Source organism: Parachlamydia sp. AcF125 (assembly GCF_018342475.1).
Lineage (GTDB): Bacteria > Chlamydiota > Chlamydiia > Chlamydiales > Parachlamydiaceae > Parachlamydia.
Window position 1 is genome coordinate 269,958 of sequence record NZ_JAEMUD010000002.1, and the last position, 16,517, is coordinate 286,474.

The window sequence follows — 16,517 nt, forward strand, 5'->3', positions numbered from 1 at the left end:
CTACTAGACTTTTAATTGATGAATCAAGTCCACCATCTCCAGGGCCGCTAAAGCGGCTTCGGAGCCTTTATTTCCATGCTTAGTCCCTGCCCTTTCCATCGCTTGTTCAATAGAATCGGTAGTGAGAACCCCAAAGATTACTGGTTTGCCTGTTTTGAGGCTGATATGTCCCAAGTTTGAAGCAACTTGAGAGGCTATCAAGTCAAAATGCGCGGTAGCTCCCCGAATTAAAGCGCCTAAAGTGATTACAGCGTCGTAACGACCGCTTTCAGCCATTTTTTGAGCGATTAAAGGGATTTCATAAGATCCGGGTACCCAAGCTGTGTGAATATGGTTTGCCTCAACCCCATGCCGAAGGAGAGTGTCAATGGCTCCTGAGAGTAAGCTTTTGGTGATCAATTCGTTAAAGTGCGCAACTACAATGCCTAAACGGATCCCTTTTCCATTAAATTTGCCAGCAATTTCCATGCAGTGTTTCCTTATTTTGCCTCGATCGTTAATAAATGCCCTAATTTTTCTTGCTTAGTTTGCAAATAGCGTAAATTTTCAGCTGTTGCAAGAGGAATTAAAGGGACTCGCTCCACAATTTGCAAGTCATAACCAGCTAGCCCCCCATATTTGGCCGGATTATTGGACAGCAGGCGAATGGTGGTAAGGCCTAGGTCGGCCAGAATTTGAGCGCCCATCCCGTATTCCCGCGTATCAGCTGGAAATCCTAACTCGAGGTTTGCTTCTACCGTATCGCGACCTTGCTCTTGAAGGGTGTAAGCGCGTAATTTGTGGCCTAACCCGATTCCTCTTCCTTCGTGTCCGCGAAGATATACTAGCACTCCAGCGCCTTCCTGTGCAATTTTTTCCAAGGCTAAATTAAGCTGTTGCCCGCAGTCACAGCGCTTTGAGCCAAAAACGTCGCCTGTCAAGCATTCGGAATGCACGCGCACCAAAACGTTTTGCTTGTGAGCGACCTCTCCTTTAACAAGTGCCATGTGTTCGATCCCATCTAGGGCGGATTGATAAACATAGGCGGTAAATTCTCCAAAAGCTGTGGGAATTTTGGCTTGAGAGACGCAATGCACCAATTTTTCCCGTTTTCTGCGGTAACGAATGATCTCTTCCACAGAAATTAAAGGAATTCGATGCGTTTCGGCAAATTTGCGCAGGTCGGCTGCGCGGGCCATAGAGCCATCGTCGTTTACAATCTCTCCTATAACAGCTGCGGGATATAAATTGGCTAAGCGACACAAGTCCACCGCGGCTTCTGTATGTCCCGCTCGCTTTAAAACACCGCCTGGGCAATATTTAAGCGGAAAGATGTGCCCTGGGCGGCCAAGATCGTGGGGGCGGGTATGAGAGTCGATTAAGGCTTTTACAGTTGCGGTCCGATCATATGCCGATACTCCCGTGGTGGTGCCGTGTAAAGCATCGACCGAGACGGTAAAAGCTGTTTTGCGCGGACCTGTATTTTCGGTGACCATTTGGGGGAGTTGCAATTCTTCCAGCCGCTCTTCAAGCATGGGCATACATAAAATGCCTGTCGTATGTCTAACCATAAAAGCAATCGCTTCGACCGTGACTTTGTCGGCCGCAATCACTAAATCTCCCTCATTTTCTCTTTCGGCATCGTCAGAGATAATAATCATTTGGCCTGCGGAAAAAGCTTGAATGGCGCTTTCAATAGACGAAAGATTCATGATAAATTTTCCTTGTTTGAAACGTTTCGAAAAGGCTCAGAAAGCTTTTCCACATATTTTGCTAGCAGGTCAACTTCGATATTGAGGAGCGCGCCTGCGGTTTTTTGCCCTAAAGTTGTCACAGCGCGTGTATGGGGGATCAGGGTAACAGAAAAAGTGCGTTCATCTACTAAACATACGGTTAAACTCACGCCGTCTAAAGTGATCGATCCTTTTTTTACCACGTAACGCAGCAGGCTAGGGGGAGGGGCAATGATAAAATCATGCGACCCATCGGGTAAAATTTGAATGGTTTCAAGGATGCCTATCCCATCCACATGTCCTTGGACAAGGTGTCCTCCTAGCCGATCATTTAATTTTAGAGCCCGCTCTAAATTAACTCGGTCTCCAGGTTTCAAATGTTGCAAATTGGTGCGCTGGAGAGTTTCGGCTACGGCATCTGCTGCCCACCATTGTCTTAAGCCCTCATTTGCCATTTCGACGACAGTCAAGCAACATCCATTAACTGCAATTGAATCTCCAATTTTGGCGTCGCATAAGACGGTTTTAGAGTCAATTTCAAGGCGCATCCCTTTTTGATGGGCTATCGTTTTGCGAATGGTGCCCGTTTCTTCTACTATCCCTGTAAACATACCTAAAAAATATATTCCCCTGCAATGTCCCTTTTATCCCTTCCACTCAGCACATGAAAAATGCGCAATTTATTTAAGGTGATGGGGGAGAGTTGTCCATATGGAACGTAAACAATTTTTTTCCCGTACCGATTGGCAAAACTTTTCATAAAGGATCGGGGCGGTTTATTAGCCACATAAGTGATGAGAGGTTTTACGGCGTAGTCGATGGCCGCCATTAAAAGAACCTCAGCTTTTGAGCGGCAGGCCGCATAATCGGGATCTGACCACACATCAAACATTCTTCTCGGAGGATAAGACATCATGAACCCCCCATATTCGCACCGGCTAATCCCGGGTCCTACCACATTGTCTGTCATGGGAGTCGCGTAAAAAGCCATATCCGATTCTTGCTCATGCTCCCCTAGCCAAGTAGTGCGCCACGGATAATTTTCGTTTTTGGTAGGATCTTCTCCTTGATCTTCATCAAAAATCACCACCACCGATCCCACACCTCCGGGCGGTTTGCCTTTAATTTTAACAAACAGCTTTTTTTCGTGCCAATGCCGAATTGTCTCTTTGGCATCAATTCCTTCTTCCAAGCTTGTGCTAAAGGGGGCTGTGCGGGAAGTTTCATCTAATAAAACTTGGGTTCCCTTCTTTTTTAAAAATTCTCCAAAGTTTTCAACGGCGATATCCTCAGGGGGATAGGAACAGATGCTAAAGGGGCTGGGAGGTTGAAATTTAAAGGTGGAGCGATCCTTGCGCCGCTTATTAAAGGAAATATTTTTTCGCCCAGGTAACTTCATATGGAAGCGGATGATTTTGCTTGGACCCCAAATATCCTCAATTTTAAGTGAAAGTTCGGGCAAAGAGTCGATATTGCGTCGATGGAGGTATTCTGTGGCTAAAGCCCAAACCTCATAAGCATAGTTGTGGTCGACGCACCCTTTAGCCGCACTTAACAGCTGGAAGAGAGAAGGCATTAATTGATTTTTAATGAGGGCGTAGTTGCGCACAAATTTCATCAAGGTTTGCAAGTGATACGCATGGAAGGGGTGTCCAGTATTTAGCTGATATTGGATGGAAGCTTCTTTTAAGAGGCGGTAAATCAGTTTTTGTCTGTCAGGTGGAAAGGCTAGCAAAGGGGCTTCTGGCTTGAGGGGATTTTGAAGAGCTTCGCAAAATTCGGCGCGCAACTTTTCATATTCGCTTGTTATCCACCCACATTCGGCCATCACTTCCCTTGCTGAATCTTCGGTCAAGGTGCAAAGCTGGATAGTGTCCCGTTGAGGGAGGTCAAAATGGGGAAAGTTCGAGCGGTCGATCCACTCAAGCACGGATTGAATATGGCTCATTCCTCCTACGAATAAAATTTTATCATAGGTAAAGCTCAGCTCTTTGAGCCGTTTGGCCATGTATAATTCCCGATTTTTATCCGCTTGAGAATGGTGAGCTGGATTTCGGCTTTTTTCATAGAGGCTGTAATATTGCTTAAGAGTAATGTGTTGAATGGCATAAGGATCAGGAATGGGCTCCTCTATTGCAGGATAATTTTCCACATCTAGATCGATACAAAAAGCGGGAATTTGGGCATCTTGCGCGCTGCGTAAAGCTTCAAAGGCGGCATCGCAGGGCTCTGCCATGTAATAAAGAGGAGACCCGCTCGATTCGTACGTTAAGATGACACTTAAATCAGGCAATCGAGAAGCGGCATGTAAAATGGGCAGCTGCATGCTTTCGGGAAGCTCTACTGCCACGCAATCGGGTTGGATTTGTTTGAAGGCTAAAAGAACTTGCGCTGCCATTTCCATATTGTAATGGATGATGGGAACGGCATAAACGGCTCCTTTCCGGATAAAAAAAGTTTCTTCAGCTTTCATACGGCTCCTCTAGCAAACCTTAGGTTTTAGATAATATGCTCAAGAGCTTCATCGCCTAAAGTCATCACGACAGCTTGCTGAAGTAAATTGTTGAGGTTAGTGGGCTTTCCTTTTAAGCTGCGGATTCTTTTGGCGGCGTATCGGGCGATATTAATTCCATCTCTAATCGTGTAATTTTCATTTTTATGATGGGCATTTTGAAGAAAATGCACCACGTAATCTACAATATGCTCCTCTACAAAGGGGAGATTTTCCTTTAAGATTCTTTTTTCCTCTTCCGCTTCCGGAAAATCTAAATAGATTTGGGGTTGTAGGCGGCTATGCACATATTCGGGAATTTCAAAAGTGGAGGCATCGTCATTCATGGTTACACAAACTCGGAAGTCTGGATGCGCAGAAATTTTGAGACCCGCTACAATCGATTCGATGTAGCGGCGCGTATCTAACAAAGGAGCAAGAGAAGCCCACGATTTTTCACTCATGCGGTTAGCCTCATCCAAAATGCAAACCTGCCCTCGAATCATTGCTGTGACTAAGGCCGAGGCGACGTACCGAATCCCACCTGTTTTGTCTATCACCGGCGTGATCAATAGATCTTCAGGGCGCGTATCCATGGTACATTGATAAATATACACATCTTTTTTTATTTTTTTGGCAGCTGCATAAGCAAGTGTGGTTTTGCCCACCCCTGGCTTTCCGATTAAGCGAGGGTTAAGAGGGATATCGTCAGGATCGATCACGAGCCATGCTGCTAGGAGCTGATCCATCACATCTTGCTGGCCGATCCATTCAAATTGAAAAACATCTGGAAATCCGAGGGCAAGTTCTACTCCTTGAATGGTGATGCGGCTTTCCTGTTCATTGGGGAGAGACTTTTCCATGTTTATTCCTCATATAAAGAAGGGTTACTAGATTAGAATGATTTGGTATCTTTCTATGCTAAAGGTTTTTCGATTTCTAGAACAGCGGCAGTTGAGATTTTAAGGGGTATTTGCTTTGTCTGACCCGTACAACAAGCCTGCTTGGGCAATGTTTTCCCGCACATGAGGAAAGAGCTCTTCTAATTGGGTAAGCAATTGATCCACTTGGCGCCGCATCGAGTGTTGCCCTACCGGGCATCGACAAGTAATCCTTTTAAATCCATACTGCTCGGCAAAGGCCGAAATTTCTTTCTCCGCAATGAAAATCAAGGGACGGATAAGGGTGACCCCATATTCTCGCATATGTAGTTTAGGGAGATTGCCAGCAAACTCTGCTTTGTGAAAAAGATTCATTAGAAGAGTTTGAGCGTTATCATCCCGATGGTGCCCAAAGGCAATCGTAGTGGCTCCGACACTTTTGGCTGCCTCGAACAATAACCGCCTTCGTTCCCGCGAACAGCTGTAACATTCCAGCGTTTCCAAGGTTTGATTCGATTCTCGCACCAAAAAAGGGATTTCTAAGCGAGCACAAATGGAGCTTAAATAATTCAAATTAACGCCTGCGCCACAGGAAAAAGCACCATGCACGTGCACGGCATAAAGCTCAAACGGGGGAAATCCTCTGCCTGAAATAGCTTTAAGCAAAAAAAGAAGGGCCAAACTATCCTTTCCTCCACTTAAAGCAATTGCCATTTTTGGAGAATCGGGGATCATCTGGAATTTAAATAGCGCTTTTCTCACCATGCTTTCTAGGCGTTTGCCAAGTCCAGTCCAGGGTGGTTGTGCAAGAGGTAAATCTAACATGTGTCTTAACGTGAGTGTAAAAGTTAGAAATTTAAAATTTTTTAAAATCGCAAGATTCTAGGCCGGCATAACCGTTATAGGGATCTCTGTTGAGCTTTTTTGTTTTGTTTTTTTACCTTTACTTTAGGCGTTGCCTGTTTGGTTTGGATAAGCCAAAAAATAAAAGCCCAAAACGTTAAATAACTTTTACAAAACCAAAACAAGCCTCGAAAAAAAGATCTAACTATTTTCTTGCTTTTTGCTTTATGAGTATTTGGAATTGAGGAAACTGGTTTCAAAAAAAACACACCTCATATTAAACTAATTTCACTGAGTAGAGCAACAAAAAAGTAACGAAAACTTCACCAAGAGGGAATATGACTGAAAAAATTGGACGCAATGAACCTTGCACATGCGGATCAGGAAAAAAATATAAAAATTGCTGCTTAAATAAATCCACTGCACCTAGAAAATTTACCGCTAAATGGCTAGGTTCTCCTCAAAAAAAAACAGAGCCTGTTAATTTAATGGAAAGAACCTTTGGAGAAGCAATCGCCCATGCCGCCCAACAAGAAACTCCCCCCTTAATTTCTAAATCTTTTAAACAGCAAAGTGAGGACGTTAAGGAAAATCATCCCAGTTAATCTATTGGTAAAGTCTTTTTATATAAAGTTTTAAAAAAAATAAAAACTTTTGCATCAATCTGATGGAAATAAATCTCGTTTTATGCAAAGATGAGTATAGGTGCATTTTACCAGGAGTATTCGAATAAGAAAACATTCTCAAAACCTTATGTAAGGGTGATGCTGCATAAAAGTTGATACGTCACTTCATCTTGAGACCATGTTTGGATTTAAATTTTCGGGTTTTCCTTTCCTTCCAAATCAAAACTCCGTTAATTCCTCGAGAAATCAGCGTAAACTTAAATGTTATTTTTTTGATAACTTTAAATCAACCTTCCAGTATAAAGCCTTTGATAAAGCTTAAGGATGCAATGAAACTCTCAGAAAACGCATTTATTAGATACAATCCAACATGGAGACTATGTTATGAAAAAGAAAATTTTTGTCGGCAACTTATCCTGGAAAGTGACAGATGATATTTTACGCTCTGTTTTTGAAAAAATAGGGAAAGTTGTGTCCGTAAAAATTATCACCGATCAATATACAGGCAAATCAAAAGGATTCGGCTTTGTTGAGATGGAAAGCTCTGAAGATGCTGACAAGGCTATTCGGGAATTAAATGAAACAGCTGTTTTAGAGCGCAACATTCGCGTCAGCCTAGCTCAAGAGCGTTCTGAGCGTTCTGGAAACCGTGAACCACGTGAAAGCCATGGCGGCGGCCGCGGTGGGTTTAGAAATGCTAGACACTCAACTAACATGTAACCCTTTTTAGGGGAGCTTAAGTAGCTCCCTTTTTTTTACTTTTCCTCTTACTTTGAAAAACTCGTCCTTATTCCCAAGGGAAGGGAGTCGTAGTAGGAGGCGGAGCTTTTTCCTCTTTTAGCTTTCCACTCACCAAATCTAAAAAAGTGCCCACAAGTTGGCCGGTTGAATTCTTTTGACTTTTGGCAATTAAAGCGCTTATTTTTCCGGCTGCTTTTGAAAGGTCTATACTGGCTTTATTGATTGTCCCTGTTAAAGGGATTTGCAAGACATAGTCCGAAGGCAAATTTTGTATTCCAAAGGCATAGTGAATGGCGGGTTGCCTAATGCCGATTATCAATTTAACCTTATCTTGAGGTAAAAAAATGTTTCCCCACAAGGCAATCGGGTAGTGGTCTGCAAAAAGCATATCCATCCGCTCTAACTTTAGGTTTCCCTTTTTCATGCTGAAATAAAGGGGCGTAAACCAGACAGTCAATTCAGAGCTATCATTTATTTTAAAAAAAGTTTGAAGGGTTCGAATGACGCCGTTATTGACAAATGCCATTTTTCCCAAAATAAGCGTTCCTTTTGCCAGTTGCATGGAGGTCCAATCTAAAGGGTGCAGAGTGAGGGAAAAGTCTTTTGGGTCTACTATAATTTTTAACATTTCATCGGATCGAATGACTTGGCTAAAAGGGGGAAGAATATCTGCTAAAATTTCTCTTCCAAATTGAGGAGTGGCTTTTACCTGAATATGCAAGGGTTTAGCAAGCATTAAGCGACCCTTTTCAAGCTGTCCATCTAAAGCTAGCTTTCCATTTTCCCCTGAAACGGACAGCTGCATAGGGCCTTGTAAATGTTGGATTTTAGCAGAAAGATTAGCCGAGACCTCTGAGCCGACTAACGCCTCGATTTTTTTCGCCAGAAGCTCAAAAGTCATTAATTTGGCAAAAGAAGAAAGAGGAAAATGGAGCATGTTGACATCGAGCTCCAAATTTGCAGAAGCTACATGAATTTTTTCATCCTGAATAAAATTTTCCGCTAGCCCTTTAGCGATCAAGGTTATCCGTTGGCTGTCTTCTTCAGCGCTGAGGGAGAACTTAAGGTCTTGAAAAATATTATCAGACGAGAGTTTGAGATTTAAAGGCGGGAAAGAAAACTGCTTCTTCGCAGAGAGATTAACGACCTGTAGGGGAGTTGTAACGCAATTAAAATCGAAGGAGCTATCTGGAATCCCCATTTTCCAATTTTTACCCTCTAGGAGAGGAAAAATGCCCTTGTTGACTTTAAACTGAATCTCACACGGTTGTAAAAGAGCGTATTGGGGAGAGTTTTGAGGAAGGGAAAGCGCTTGTAATTGATCGAAGGCTTTTGGATGTAAGATAAAATTCCCTTTTAAGGGCTCCACTACCTTGAGTTGCTCATCTAATGCTAAGCTCCCTTCGCTTTGCCACTCATTTCCTTTAGCTGTAAATTTTAAATACCCTTTTTGTTGGGCAATATCGTCCAAGGTCAAAGAAAAGTCGGTTTGTAAGAGAGGACCTAAAGCAACTTGTAAGGCAGGAGGAAAATCCCCTAGCTTAAGGTAAGAGAGGGGAAAATTTTGAGCAAAGCCTTTTGCAGAGAAACGCTTTTTATGCAGGAGGTCTAGGCCCCAGGTTCCGTCCATTTTAAGAATAGGATGGCTTTTTTCAGGAGTTTGAAAGCCCTCAAATTCATACGTCAGGAGAAAGGGGCGATCTTTTTCAAAAGCGGCTTTACCTGCGCAGTAAAAATAGAATTTTGGCAGAAATTCATTTTGGCGAGTGGGTTGCATTTGCCCTTGCACCTTATAATGCATGATTTTCTTTTCAAAATCACCAGCAAGACGAAACTCAACCCCCTCAAAATGAAAGGTATTTTTTTGGTCTGAGTTTTCCAGCGTAGGCAAATTAACAGTTGCCTGCACCTCAGCTTTAATAGGATCATTACAAGAAAAATCTAGCTGCCTGATATCAAATTGGATTTTATCCGAGAGGTTAAACGCTACCTGATCGTTAAATAAAAATTGGTTGAGGGCAGGAGTGGCCTGCACAGACACTTGAGCAGGCTTGGCTAAGGTAAAAGAAGAATTTTGTACGATGCCTTCGACTTTTCCTTCAGCTTGCCTAGAATAAAATTTCATTTCAATTTCGGAAATATTTTCCATTCTTTTTTGCTTAATCGAAAGATTAAGTGCCTGTCCAATCATTTGCTTAAGGTTAACTTCTTTTTGGGCAAACAATTCAAGAAGCTCCACGGGAAGGTTTTTGATATCCGCGGAAATGCGCAAGCTCGGATATAAATCTGCGGTGAGTTGAAAATGTCCCGATTGGTTGCCATTGCTAATTAATCCACTGGCAACAGCTTGCTTGTTGTTTGACGAAAAATTTGCATGCACATTTTCTAAGATGGCAAATGAAAGAGGTTCAGCCTGATGAGAAGAAGGGGCTTTAAGGTTAAAAATTTCGTCAAAATTTGTTTGGCGCAGGTTGAACCACTCAATTTTAGCATTCAGATTGCTGACAGTGAAATCTAGAGGAGGGTTCCACCACAATTTCAAAAGAGGCGCGGGAAATAAAATATGGTCGATTGACAGCACTTTTTCCCCTTTTTGGTCAAATAGGGTGATGCCAGAGACATTTTGCGAACTGAACCACCCCAATTGCATCTTGTCTACCGCTAAATGTCCATGAACTTTTTCGTTAAAATTTTTTAAAAAATGATTTTTACCCCATTCGGTGGACAGAATGGTGGGTAGAAAGAGCATCAAAACAATGCTAAACAATACTAAAATACAGAGGCTCCAAAGTAGGGTGCGGGCAACTCGTCTCATAAAAATCCTTTAAATCAAGCTAAGTAAGTTCTCGGCAGAAGATTTTTTGCTAAAATCCAGCCAAACAGCCGTTTCCTTTAAAAATATATGGGCAAAAGGGGGATGGCAAGCTTAGCGTGTTCTTCGTCAAGCTTTTTTAAGTTATCTCGTATTTCTTCTAAATAGGGACTCGGCCGTATGGCAATTTGCTCAATGGATCCTTTTTCAACAGCTTGTAAAACGCGTTGATAGGTAAGCTCTCGCAAGGGTAGAGCAGGTTGAAAGCCTTGCTCGCAAGTGTCGGAGTGGATTTTTAAAAGAATTCCTCCTTCTATTAAGGAATCAGTTAGCTCAAGAGCATTTTCTAAAGGAATACCAAGTTCGCGGGTTAAAGTAAAGACTGAAAGGGGGGAACACCCCTCGATAAGGGACTCCATGCATTTTTTTACGATGAGGAGGGCCGCAGAATTCTTAGAAATCATTTCGGATTTATCAGCCCCAAAACCATATTGCAAAGCATGACTTTCAGCATTAAATGCCAACTCCGCCCCGAACAACACAATTAGCCAACTAATTTGCAACCATATGAAAAACAACGGAATCGCCGCTAGGCTTCCATAAATTGTGCCATAACTTGAAAGATAGATTTGAATATGAATATAAATCCACTGCACAATTTGATAAAATGTACCCGCCACAATCCCTGCAAAAACCCCATAACGTAGCTGAACATACGTATTAGGCATAAGCAAATAAATGGCACCGAACAAAATCCAACTCATCACAAGGGAAAAAAAATTAACAATCACGACCATCACAGGGTGAATAACTGTGGCTCCCACTGCAGCTTGGGTAGCCAGTTGAATTTGAGCGACTAGAAAGACGATGGCGCTGCTTACAATGGCAAAGAGCAAAGGGCTTAAAATAATAAGGGTGATATAGTGCGTAATTTTTTTTCCAAGTGAACGGGCAATCTTAATATGCCAAATCGCATTTAAAGAAGTTTCGATACTTCCTAGCAAACTAAAAACTGACCAAAAAAGAATCAGCACCCCAAATCCTGTAATCACGCTACTTTCTGCATGTTGAAGCGTTTTATTGGCAAATTCTAAAATTTGCCCGGTGATCTCTTTGTTTTCAGGGAATTTATCCAACACGAAAGATTCAAAAGCTTGCTGAAATCCAAATCCTCGCGCAATCCCAAACGCTACAGCTAAGACAGGAACAATCGAAAGAAGCGTATAAAAAGCTAAAGAAGCGCTTTTTGTGTAGCAATCATGCTCAATAAATTTATTTACAGCGTCTTGAGAAACATGCACGATTTTTTTGAAAGTGTTTGAAAGTTTACCTTGAAAGGAAAGTAAGGGGATATTCATAACAATTATTCCTTGTCACATTTCCAGTGTGCCTATTTTTCTAGCAACCGTAAAGATGCCTACCGATCTTGATTTATTTTATCTACCGGCAAACAAGTTTTTAAAGCTCCTTTAAAGTGAAATACACCTTATTTAAGTTTATTTTCCAAGTAATTCTTTAAGCAAACGGCATTATTATGTTCAGTATCTTTAGAGCTATACAGCAAAGTAATCATTTTGCTATTTAAATTTTTAATCTTTTGAATAGCTGCTGGATTTTTATCCAATTCCTCTCGGTATTTTTCTTGAAATGCGCCCCATTTAGCCGGATCATGAGCAAACCATTTGCGAAGATCAGGGCTTGGCGCAATCTCTTTTAACCAAAGATCATACTTGAGATTTTCTTTTTTGATTCCTCGAGGCCATAACCGTTCTACTAAAACACGAACACCATCTTGCGGTGAAACCGGATCGTAGACTCTTTTAAGTTTAATTTTCATTGTACTTCTACTTGTTTTTTTCTTAAACCTTGGCAAGGAAAATTAATTTTTCCAATAAAAAAAATAGACTTTAGCGATTCTAATTTGAAATCCTACCCCAAAAAAGCCTCTCTTGAAAAAACTCAAGGTCTGCTTCAAAATATTCTCATCGCAAATTGGCAAAGAAGGCAAAGGTTAACGATGTGCAGTTCATTAGAAAGGAAAAAATTATCAGACTCTTAAATCTCCTATCTAAAAAGATTTAACATTTTTGCTCAAAGCCAAATAGCTAAACGAGTTTACCTATTCTACCAAAAACAGTGGCGTATAGATGATCGTCATAGAAGAAGGGGAAGGCTAGTCTAATTGGGGAATTTGAGGATGCCTTGCGAAAATGCTTTAGAAAATTGCAAGGTTTATCAGCAAACAGCAAAAACTCCGGCCACTTATAGGCAAAAAAAACTGCCTTTTTTACCTCTTTAGCGGTAATTTTAGCGGATAATTTGCAAAATACCTGTATTTTAATCCTTAAAAAAAGTTATTTTTACTGCTATAGCAGGAATTTATGAGCGTGGATATTTTCTCATGGACGCAACCCAAATAGGAACACTTATTCGATTTCACCGTAAAAAAAGCGGGTTATCGCAAAGTGAGCTTGGAAAATTAGCAGGACTAGGCAAAACAGTGATTTTTGATATTGAAAAGGGAAAGCAGTCCATCCGTTTAAACACTCTTTTGAAGGTGTTAAAAGTTTTAAATATAAAGCTTGAGTTTCAAAGTCCGTTAATGGCCTTATTTAAGGAAAGCTTAAATGAAAAGAGCTAAGGTATTTGTAAACGAGATTTTAGCTGGGGAACTCATAGAGTTAGAAAAAGGGAGACATTATCGCTTTATCTACCTGGAAGATTATAAAGGGCAGCCAGTCTCTCTTGAAATGCCTCTTATAAAATTAAGCTATGACTACGATCGATTTCCTCCTTTTTTTGAAGGGCTCCTGCCTGAGGGGCTTATGCTAGAAGGATTATTAAGGCAGACCAAGCTCGATCGCAATGATTTAATGAGGCAGCTTATTGCCGTAGGGGGAGACCTTGTAGGAAATATAACTGTCGCCGAGGCTGATGATGAATAGATGTCCCATCACATATGAATTGTGGGGCAATCAAAAACATTCTTAAAAAGGTTTTAAGCTTTTATCTAAATCCTTAAAAGGTTTAAAGATTTTCCCTATAACCCTAAAGAGCAAATCCAGCTAGCTGCGCAATTGGCATCTAAGCTCTCTATCCAAGGCGTCCAGCCGAAATTGAGTGTGGTGCTTGATGTAAGAAAAAAGGAATTTAGAGTTGTAGAGAAAGGCGGACAGTTTATCATAAAACCTCCCCACCATTTATATGAAGAAGTCCCGCAAAATGAAGATTTAACAATGCGCTTGGCTAAAATTATAGGGATAGAAACGCCTCTGCATGGGATGATTTACAATATTGATGGCTCATTAAGTTATTTTATCAAAAGGTTTGATCGGTCGAGAAACCAAAAAATTGGGGTAGAGGATTTCTCCCAACTTTTAGGACACTCGCGAGAAACGAAATATGAATCTAGCATGGAAAAAGTGGTATCTGTCATTGAAAAGCATTGCACCTTTCCAATGGTAGAAAAGCTAAAGTTATTTAAGCTTGTGATTTTTAATTTTATTACAAGGAATGAAGACATGCATTTAAAAAACTTCACCCTTATCTCACGAGAAAATAAAGTAGAAATGAGTCCGGCTTACGATCTGTTAAATACCACGATTATTATACAAGCTGAAGAAGAAATAGCCTTGCCTATAAGAGGCTGACACGGGGGATTTAGTAGATTACTTTGGCAGTGAAAGGTTGGGCTTATCCATCTCTTTCTTAAAAAGTGAGCTTTTAAAAATTGAAGGAGCGCTCAATCAATGGGATCATCTTATTGAAGGAAGCTTTCTCTCCGAAAAAATGCGCGCTCTATAAAGAAATTCTCAAAAATCGATGGAGCCGATTGATTGAAAAATAGATGCCTGGTTAGTTACTAGAGCATGCGTGGAGCGAAAAAGCAAATTTATAAAAGCAAGGCCTTTTAGTTTACGCAAAAATTTAATTTGGATTAATTATTGAAACTTACTTTTCCTCAATTTTTATAGTCTAAATTTACATGATAGTAAATAAACCGTAAATAGAACTAACCCTGTTAAAACCCAAATAAAACGGTAATAAGGTGAAAAGAGGGAGGATAAACAAGTGAATTTGGAAAATTCAAGCATTCATCGTTATGTATTTCCGGTCCTTGAGGAAGTAGAAAGACAGCAAAAGCGCCTCCCTACAACTGCGTATAACGAAATTGGTATAAAAATTTTTGCAAAATTAGGCGCGCGCGATCTGTCCCAAGCAGAGTTAGTCTGTAAAGAATGGAAAGAACTGATTCGAGGTCGGCATAGTAACTTAGGGGGGAAGTTTTATACTTTATGGGAGCGGTTTGATGAAAATCGCAGAAGCGTGTCCCAAAATGCTTTTCCCTTGCAAAACTCTCTTATCTCTTCTCCTGCAGAAAAAGAAGAGTATAATAATACGCTTCCTGATGAGATATGGGCGCACATTTTTTCATACTTGGGAGGGAAAGACCTACGTTCCTGCCAGCAGGCTTGCGCAAGATGGGACGCATTAACAACAAACTATCGGTTCTGGAAGCCTTTGCTCGAGAAAAGTTTTCCTTTATTAGCCGTTGTGTCCGAAAAATTAAAGATTCATCCTAAAGATCAATTAACTGCCCAAGCAAATATAATAGCTTATGCAGGAAATAAGCTTGATTGTGTAAAAATTATGGATTTTACCTTTCTAGCAATGGAAAAAGGGCATCAGGAAGACGTACAAGCTCGGTTTTCTCCTAATGGTAAGCAAATAATTATCTCTAGCGACTTCCATACCCTTAATTCTGGCATTATTAGCCTGTGGGATGTGAACACCAGAAAATGCCTATTAGAAGAAAGCTCGTCGTATGGAAGAGTTGGAGCATCCTTTTCCCCAGATAGTCAAAGGCTAGTGACTTTTTCTCCAGATAGACAGGATGTTGGCAAAACTATTCGCCTGTGGGATCCTAATACGGGAGAATGTCTAAAAACCTTAGGAAAAGAAGTGAATATCCAAACGGCATGCTTTTCGCCAGATAGCCAGCGATTAGTTATCCACGATGGCTCTAAATCTATTAGCTTGTGGGATGCTAAGAGTGGAGAACGTTTGCTTGCTTTGGAAGAAAACCTCTCTTGGAGTGACGACGCGTCCTTCTCTTTTTCTCCAAATAGCCAGCGCTTGCTTATATATGATTATGAGTTTGCCAGCCTTTGGGATGCTAATACTGGAAAATGTCTACATACTTGGGAGGAAGGTATAACAGGTGTAGCTGCAACCTTTTCACCGGATAGCCAGCAAATCGCTATGGCGAGAGTTGACTTTATTTGCCTGTGGGATGCTAATACAGGAGAACGCCTACACACTTTAACTGAAAACGATACGGATTCAGAGCTAAGGCTATTTTTTTCTCCCGATAGCCAGCGACTCATTATCGATAATGGGGGCCTTTCCCTATGGGATGCTAAAATCGGAACACGCCTAATCACTTGGAATAATGAAAATTGGTATGATGTTACAAGTTTAAAAACCATTTCCTTTTCTCCCAATAGCCAACGGTTGGTTATCCATAGCCATAGTGGCGAACGCCTTGAATCCATTATTTTTTTGGATGCTAATACGGGAGGATGTCTACACAGGGAGGAAGGGCCTAAAGGTTTCAAGACTTTTAATGGAGCATTTTTTTCTCCAAATGGTCAAAAGTTAGTTATCACTAGCCCGCGTGCACTTCAAATATGGGATGGTCAAACAGGAGAAGCTCAATATTATATATCGGTTCCTAAGTTCCGCAAAGCATTTTTTTCTCTAAGCAGCACCTGTTTAGTTATCTCTGACTCACATGCGGTTTACCTATGGGGCGGAGGAGGGCGGCGCATAGTGGGAAAATACTCAGCATGTCGATCGGTATCCTTTTCTCCCAATGGAGGGCAATTATTGGTGGGGCTGAAGATTTTCGATTTTTTCCCAGCTAAGGAAGGTTAAAAAAGCCAAGAAGATGGCAGCCGTGTTTCAGCTTTAATTTGCCTAAGTACAACTAGGAAGAAAGATAAAGCTTATCTTTCTTCTCAACTAAAATGAAGCGGGTATAGAGTAAGGATATGCGGTTTTTATCACTCCTTCATTTTATCAGACTCAATTTCTAGCTATAGAGTATACTTTTCATCGCTTCAAGCCAAGTCCCACACCAAGCTTGTATCTACTTTGACAACAAAATTCCTCTTTAAAACAGAGTCCTCCTGATAGGCAGATTCAGCCAAATGCACAAGAAAACACACGAGGAAAGATCTGTAGGGCGACATTTAAGCGCAATGCCTTTACATACGCGCCTATATGGGCCTAAAAAGCATAGGGCTCTTTCCTTACTAGTCCTGTCAATTGGTCTAAGCAAGGTTATTGAATTGGAGAAAAATTATCAGACGTTAAATATTCATAAATAAACAAAAAAAATTATTCACC

At 41.1% G+C, this 16,517-nt stretch carries 14 protein-coding genes and 1 pseudogene; 6 read left to right on the plus strand and 9 right to left on the minus strand.

The window, feature by feature from the left end:
* Nucleotides 1–3 precede the first annotated feature (3 nt).
* From ribH to PARA125_RS05320, 6 genes are all read right to left on the minus strand, one after another.
* Nucleotides 4–468 (minus strand): 6,7-dimethyl-8-ribityllumazine synthase, encoded by a 465-nt coding sequence (gene ribH, locus PARA125_RS05295; RefSeq protein WP_213157687.1) that lies wholly within the window; start codon nt 466–468, stop codon nt 4–6.
* An 11-nt stretch (nt 469–479) separates the two neighbouring features.
* Nucleotides 480–1,691, minus strand: a complete 1,212-nt coding sequence (locus tag PARA125_RS05300) for a bifunctional 3,4-dihydroxy-2-butanone-4-phosphate synthase/GTP cyclohydrolase II (protein ID WP_213157688.1) — start codon at nt 1,689–1,691, stop codon at nt 480–482.
* Nucleotides 1,688–2,323, minus strand: a complete 636-nt coding sequence (locus PARA125_RS05305; protein WP_213157689.1) for a riboflavin synthase — start codon at nt 2,321–2,323, stop codon at nt 1,688–1,690. Before PARA125_RS05305 ends, PARA125_RS05300 begins: the two co-directional genes overlap by 4 nt.
* Before the next feature lie 2 nt (nt 2,324–2,325).
* A complete protein-coding gene (locus tag PARA125_RS05310; protein WP_213157690.1) occupies nt 2,326–4,185 on the minus strand; it encodes a hypothetical protein in 1,860 nt (619 codons plus the stop codon).
* A gap of 26 nt (nt 4,186–4,211) precedes the next feature.
* On the minus strand, nt 4,212–5,066 hold the full coding sequence (locus PARA125_RS05315) for an AAA family ATPase (RefSeq protein ID WP_213157691.1): 855 nt from the start codon (nt 5,064–5,066) through the stop codon (nt 4,212–4,214).
* Between the two features lie 99 nt (nt 5,067–5,165).
* A complete protein-coding gene (locus PARA125_RS05320) occupies nt 5,166–5,909 on the minus strand; it encodes a tRNA lysidine(34) synthetase (protein ID WP_213157692.1) in 744 nt (247 codons plus the stop codon).
* A 365-nt stretch (nt 5,910–6,274) separates the two neighbouring features.
* Here PARA125_RS05320 and PARA125_RS10160 point away from each other — a divergent pair.
* A pseudogene (locus PARA125_RS10160) lies at nt 6,275–6,343 on the plus strand (SEC-C metal-binding domain-containing protein); the annotation flags it as partial.
* Between the two features lie 594 nt (nt 6,344–6,937).
* Nucleotides 6,938–7,273 carry an RNA-binding regulator gene (gene rbp / locus PARA125_RS05330; protein WP_213157694.1) on the plus strand — a complete coding sequence of 112 codons (336 nt, stop codon included), beginning with the start codon at nt 6,938–6,940 and terminating at the stop codon, nt 7,271–7,273.
* 67 nt (nt 7,274–7,340) lie between these two features.
* On the opposite strand, the gene PARA125_RS05335 is transcribed toward rbp, so the two are convergent.
* The 3 genes from PARA125_RS05335 to PARA125_RS05345 form a co-directional block, all read right to left on the minus strand.
* Nucleotides 7,341–10,109, minus strand: a complete 2,769-nt coding sequence (locus PARA125_RS05335) for a hypothetical protein (RefSeq protein WP_249274211.1) — start codon at nt 10,107–10,109, stop codon at nt 7,341–7,343.
* Nucleotides 10,110–10,186: 77 nt separating this feature from the next.
* Nucleotides 10,187–11,464 carry a YihY/virulence factor BrkB family protein gene (locus PARA125_RS05340; RefSeq protein ID WP_213157695.1) on the minus strand — a complete coding sequence of 426 codons (1,278 nt, stop codon included), beginning with the start codon at nt 11,462–11,464 and terminating at the stop codon, nt 10,187–10,189.
* 128 nt (nt 11,465–11,592) lie between these two features.
* Nucleotides 11,593–11,943: a DUF488 domain-containing protein gene (locus PARA125_RS05345; RefSeq protein ID WP_213157696.1), complete on the minus strand. Its 351-nt coding sequence runs from the start codon at nt 11,941–11,943 to the stop codon at nt 11,593–11,595.
* A gap of 564 nt (nt 11,944–12,507) precedes the next feature.
* Between PARA125_RS05345 and PARA125_RS05350 the strand changes: the two genes are divergently transcribed.
* The 4 genes from PARA125_RS05350 to PARA125_RS05365 all read left to right on the plus strand — a co-directional run bounded on the left by PARA125_RS05350 (nt 12,508) and on the right by PARA125_RS05365 (nt 16,043).
* On the plus strand, nt 12,508–12,747 hold the full coding sequence (locus PARA125_RS05350; protein ID WP_213157697.1) for a type II toxin-antitoxin system Y4mF family antitoxin: 240 nt from the start codon (nt 12,508–12,510) through the stop codon (nt 12,745–12,747).
* The gene (locus PARA125_RS05355) at nt 12,734–13,051 is read left to right on the plus strand and encodes a HipA N-terminal domain-containing protein (protein ID WP_213157698.1); all 318 of its coding nucleotides are present in this window, start codon (nt 12,734–12,736) and stop codon (nt 13,049–13,051) included. Before PARA125_RS05350 ends, PARA125_RS05355 begins: the two co-directional genes overlap by 14 nt.
* 132 nt (nt 13,052–13,183) lie before the next feature.
* A complete protein-coding gene (locus PARA125_RS05360; protein ID WP_213157699.1) occupies nt 13,184–13,756 on the plus strand; it encodes a HipA domain-containing protein in 573 nt (190 codons plus the stop codon).
* A gap of 421 nt (nt 13,757–14,177) precedes the next feature.
* Nucleotides 14,178–16,043 (plus strand): F-box-like domain-containing protein, encoded by a 1,866-nt coding sequence (locus PARA125_RS05365; RefSeq protein WP_213157700.1) that lies wholly within the window; start codon nt 14,178–14,180, stop codon nt 16,041–16,043.
* The last annotated feature ends 474 nt before the right edge of the window (nt 16,044–16,517 follow it).